5 protein-coding genes are annotated in these 4,978 nt (G+C 61.0%); 3 read left to right on the top strand and 2 right to left on the bottom strand.

Annotated features, from left to right (window positions below; genetic code table 11):
* Positions 1-186: 186 nt before the first annotated feature.
* Positions 187-1,260 (top strand): 23S rRNA (cytidine(2498)-2'-O)-methyltransferase RlmM, encoded by a 1,074-nt coding sequence (gene rlmM, locus ACXRVY_RS16880; protein ID WP_057715663.1) that lies wholly within the window; start codon positions 187-189, stop codon positions 1,258-1,260.
* Between the two features lie 170 nt (positions 1,261-1,430).
* Positions 1,431-1,682, top strand: coding sequence for a sulfurtransferase TusA (gene tusA / locus ACXRVY_RS16885; protein ID WP_458237808.1), 252 nt, complete (start codon positions 1,431-1,433; stop codon positions 1,680-1,682).
* A gap of 124 nt (positions 1,683-1,806) precedes the next feature.
* On the opposite strand, the gene ACXRVY_RS16890 is transcribed toward tusA, so the two are convergent.
* Positions 1,807-3,210 (bottom strand): MATE family efflux transporter, encoded by a 1,404-nt coding sequence (locus tag ACXRVY_RS16890; RefSeq protein WP_223463415.1) that lies wholly within the window; start codon positions 3,208-3,210, stop codon positions 1,807-1,809.
* A gap of 177 nt (positions 3,211-3,387) precedes the next feature.
* Here ACXRVY_RS16890 and pdxB point away from each other — a divergent pair, with 177 nt between their 5' ends.
* A complete protein-coding gene (gene pdxB, locus ACXRVY_RS16895) occupies positions 3,388-4,530 on the top strand; it encodes a 4-phosphoerythronate dehydrogenase PdxB (RefSeq protein ID WP_223463414.1) in 1,143 nt (380 codons plus the stop codon).
* Positions 4,531-4,705: 175 nt separating this feature from the next.
* On the opposite strand, the gene ACXRVY_RS16900 is transcribed toward pdxB, so the two are convergent.
* Complete coding sequence (locus ACXRVY_RS16900) at positions 4,706-4,885, bottom strand: PA1571 family protein (RefSeq protein ID WP_223463413.1); 180 nt, start codon at positions 4,883-4,885, stop codon at positions 4,706-4,708.
* Positions 4,886-4,978: the final 93 nt, after the last annotated feature.

Genomic DNA, 4,978 nt, shown 5'->3' on the forward strand with positions numbered 1-4,978 from the left:
GAGGGGACGGGCAGAACATTAAACCTAGCCCTGTTTTAAGTAGCTGGCTAATAACTGGACTCTATCGCTAAGTCCGAGGTTCCGAAGTCGGCTATCATGCGCGGGTTTTCGTGACAGGCTTTGCTTCAACGCAAGCCTGGGCATCGCGCAGTGGCTGAATTTCCTCGCCATTGCCCAGGAGTAAGAATGAACACCCTATTCATGCATTGCCGGCCGGGCTTCGAAGGTGAAGTCTGTTCCGAGATTTCCGACCTTGCCGCACGGCTGAACGTGGCCGGTTATGCCAAGGCCAAAGCCGCCACGGCTTGCGCCGAATTCGTCTGCACCGAAGAAGACGGCGCCGAGCGCCTGATGCGCGGGCAGCGTTTTGCCGAGCTGATCTTCCCGCGCCAGTGGGCCCGGGGGATCTTCATCGATCTGCCGGAAACCGACCGCATCAGCGTGATCCTCGCGCATATGGCGGACTTTCCGCTGTGCGGCAGCCTGTGGCTGGAAATGGTCGACACCAACGATGGCAAGGAGCTGTCGAACTTCTGCAAGAAATTCGAAGTGCACCTGCGCAAGGCGTTGATGGCCGCCGGCAAGCTGGTGGAAGACGCGCACAAGCCGCGCCTGTTGCTGACCTTCAAAAGCGGCCGCGAAGTGTTCATGGGCCTGGCCGAGTCGAACAACTCGGCCATGTGGCCGATGGGCATTCCCCGTTTGAAATTCCCCCGCGAGGCACCGAGCCGTTCGACCCTCAAGCTGGAAGAGGCCTGGCACCACTTCATCCCGCGCGACCAGTGGGACGAGCGCCTGCACGGCGATATGACCGGCGTCGACCTCGGGGCCGCTCCTGGTGGCTGGACCTGGCAATTGGTCAACCGCGGCATGCTGGTGACCGCCATCGACAACGGGCCGATGGCCGAAAGCCTGATGGACACGGGGCTGGTGCAACATCTGATGGCCGACGGTTTCACCTTCAAGCCCAAGCAACCGGTGGACTGGATGGTCTGCGACATCGTCGAGAAGCCGGCACGCAACGCCGCGATGCTGGAAGAGTGGATCGGCGATGGCCATTGCCGCGAGGCGGTGGTCAACCTCAAGCTGCCGATGAAACAGCGCTATGCCGAAGTGAAGCGTTTGCTCGAGCGCATTGCCGATGGCTTCAAGGCACGGGGTATCAAGGTCGAGATCGGCTGCAAGCAGCTGTACCACGACCGTGAGGAAGTGACGTGCCATTTGCGCCGGCTGGATGTGAAGAAGCCCAAATCCCGCTGAAGCACCGCAATCCCCCTGTAGGAGCGAGCCTGCTCGCGATGAGGCCATCACATTCAACATTTTTGTTGATTGACCCACCGCCATCGCGAGCAGGCTCGCTCCCACAGGTGTCATAGATGACGTTACACCCGGCAATGCGCGACAATGCCGGCCAGTTTCAGGAGTGAATCATGAGTGAAATGCTTGATACGCCGGTAGACGGCACCCTCGACGCCACCGGCCTCAACTGCCCCGAGCCGGTGATGATGCTGCACCAGCACATCCGTGACCTGGTGCCCGGCGGCCTGCTCAAGGTGATCGCCACTGACCCGTCGACCCGTCGCGACRTTCCCAAGTTCTGTGTGTTTCTTGACCACGAACTGGTGGCGCAGCACGAAGAAGCGGGCACCTACCTCTACTGGATTCGCAAGAAGTCCGGCTGATCAGCCCCCCCCCTGTAGGAGCGAGCTTGCTCGCGAAAAAACCGAAGGCGCCGTTGGGCATCTGGTTTACGCGTTATCGTTCACGACCTTCGCGAGCAAGCTCGCTCCTACAGGGTTGCGGCGATCAACCCTGACTGTTACGAATCCGTTTGCGCGCACTGAGCGTCAGGCGGATCGACAACATCAGCGCCGCACAGCTCAAGCCGGCAATCAACCCTTCCCACAGCCCGCTCGGGCCGCTGGCCGGACCGAACCAATCGGTCAGTCCCAGCACGTAACCGACCGGCAGACCGATGCCCCAATAGGCGAACAAGGTCAGGATCATCGTCACCCGGGTGTCCTGGTAGCCACGCAACGCGCCCGCGCAAATCACCTGGATGGCATCGGAAAACTGATACAACGCGGCATAGACAATCAGCATCGATGCAATCTGGATCACGTTCCTGTCAGGCGTGTAGATCGAGGCGATGGGTTCGCGCAGCAGCAGGATCAGGCTCGCCGAGAACGCTGCGAACACCAGTGCCGCGCCGAGCCCGACCTTCGCCGCGAAGCGCGCCTGCCAGGGGTTGCCGGCCCCCAGTGCCTGACCGACGCGCACGGTCACCGCCATGCCCAGCGAATAGGGAATCATGAACAGCAACGAGCTGATATTCAGGGCGATTTGATGCCCGGCCACCACCGTGGAGCCAAGACTGCCAATCAATAGCGCAATGACCGCAAAAATGCTGGACTCTGCGAAGACGGCGATACCAATCGGCAGGCCAATGCCGACCAGGCGCTTGATCACGGCCCATTGCGGACGGTCGAAGCGCACCAGCACACGGGTGCGGGAATAGAAGGGCGCCCAGAACGTCCAGCCGGCCATGCTCAACGCCATGAACCACATCACGATGCCGCTGGCCCAGCCGCAACCGACGCCGCCCAGGGCCGGTGCGCCGAAATGGCCATAGATCAACGCATAGTTCAGCGGAATGTTCAGCAGCAGGCCGCACAAGCCAATGACCATGCTCGGACGGGTGCGCCCCATGCCATCGCTGTAGCAGCGCAGTACGTAATAAAAAGCCATGCCCGGCAAGCCGAAGGCGATCCCGTGCAGGTAGCCCATGCTCGGCTCGATCAATTGCGGATCGACTTTCATCCAGTGCAGGATCGGCTCGGCACCGAGCAGCAGGCCGCTGCCGATCAACCCGACACACAGTGCCAGCCACAGCGCCTGGCGTACCAGCGGACCGATCTCGTCAAACTGCCCGGCGCCAAAACGTTGCGCGACCTTGGGTGTGGTAGCCAGCAGAACGCCGGACATCAACAGGTAGACGGGAATCCAGATCGAGTTGCCCAGGGCCACCGAAGCCAGGTCCCGTGGGCTGACGCGGCCGGCCATCACCGCATCGACGAAGCCCATGGCCGTGGTGGCCAGTTGCGCGATCATGATGGGCAGGGCCAGGTTGAGCAGGCCTTTGAGTTCCAGGCGAACGGGTGTTGTCCGCGCAGGCGAAATGGCGGCGGTATTCTCGATTACAGGATTCAATGGCGAAACGTCCAAAAGGTGTTGATGCACAGGCGCGCATTCTACGCGTTGACGCGGCGGTCAGGAAAAGACCCGTGTTGTGGATTTGTAATCAACCCTCCTACAGATACAGAGAGATGCGTCTAGGCGCGATGCGTCATCTACGCCTACACTGCCGATCCGCCAAAGGAGCCTGCCATGCTGATTGTTGCCGACGAAAATATCCCCCTGCTCGATGCCTTCTTCGAAGGCTTCGGTGATATCCGCCGGGTGCCGGGTCGTTCCATCGACCGTGCCACGGTCGAACAGGCCGATGTGCTGTTGGTGCGTTCGGTGACCAACGTCGATCGCGCACTACTCGAAGGCAGCAAGGTGCGCTTTGTCGGTACATGCACCATCGGCACCGATCATCTGGACCTGGATTACTTTCAGCAGGCCGGTATCACCTGGTCCAGCGCACCGGGCTGCAATGCCCGCGGCGTGGTCGACTATGTGCTCGGCAGCTTGCTGACCCTGGCCGAAATCGAAGGCGTCGACCTGACCCGGCGTACCTATGGCGTAGTCGGTGCCGGCGAAGTGGGCGGGCGATTGGTCAAAGTCCTGCAAGGCCTGGGCTGGAAAGTGCTGGTGTGCGATCCGCCACGGCAGGCCGCTGAAGGCGGTGACTACGTCAGCCTCGAGCAGATCATCGAAGCGTGCGACGTCATCAGCCTGCACACGCCGCTGACCAGGCAGGGACAGCTATCGACCTGGCATTTGTTCGATAAGACACGCCTGAACCAGCTCAAGTTCGGCACCTGGCTGATCAATGCCAGTCGCGGGCCGGTGGTGAACAACTCAGCCCTGCGCGAAGTGCTGCTGGAACGCGAAGACCTGCAAGCGGTGCTCGATGTGTGGGAAAGCGAGCCTGAAGTCGACGTGGCGCTGGCCGAGCTGTGCGTGCTGGCAACGCCGCACATTGCCGGTTACAGCCTCGACGGCAAGCAGCGAGGGACCGCGCAGATTTATCAGGCGTATTGCGATTTCCTCGGGCAACCGGCCCGCGTCAGCCTGAGCGATTTGCTGCCGGCACCGTGGCTGTCGCACGTGACCCTGAATGCGCAAAGCGACCCGGCCTGGGCCTTGGCGATGCTGTGCCGTGGCGTATATGACCCGCGTCGTGACGATGCGGATTTCCGTCGCAGCCTGGTCGGCAGTGTCAGCGAGCAGCGTGCGGCATTCGACGTGCTGCGCAAGCAGTACCCGTTGCGCCGGGAGATCGACGGATTGCAGGTGCGGATCGAAGGTGAATCGCCTGAGTTGCAGAGGATTGTGGCGGCGTTGGGGGCGACGGCAATCTGATAGTTCGTGGCGGCCCTATCGCGAGCAGGCTCGCTCCTACACTGGATCTTCATGCACAACAAATCCCCTGTAGGAGCGAGCCTGCTCGCGATGGGCGCGCCACAGTCCCGGATTGGATAAGCAGGCATAAAAAACCCGGCCAACCATGGGCCGGGCCAAGAAGACGGTGGCTATATCACTCTTGTTCGGCAGGTTTGACCAGTCGCTTTTCCAGTTCGCGGCAAGCTTTCTGGATCATTTTTTCAGTGATCGGTACTTCGCGCCCCTGCTCGTCAATAATCGAGCAACCCAGAGACTGGTCTGGTTGCGTGCGGATCACTTGAATCTTGTCATCGCTGCTGTGTTGCAAGGACATGGCCTGTCTCCTCATCAGGTTGTGTGCTTACTGTAGAACCGCCAGGTGACCGCGCTATGACAACTCCCTGCGATCTTTCCGGGCGGACAGTAC

Source organism: Pseudomonas sp. P5_A2_2 (assembly GCF_054177685.1).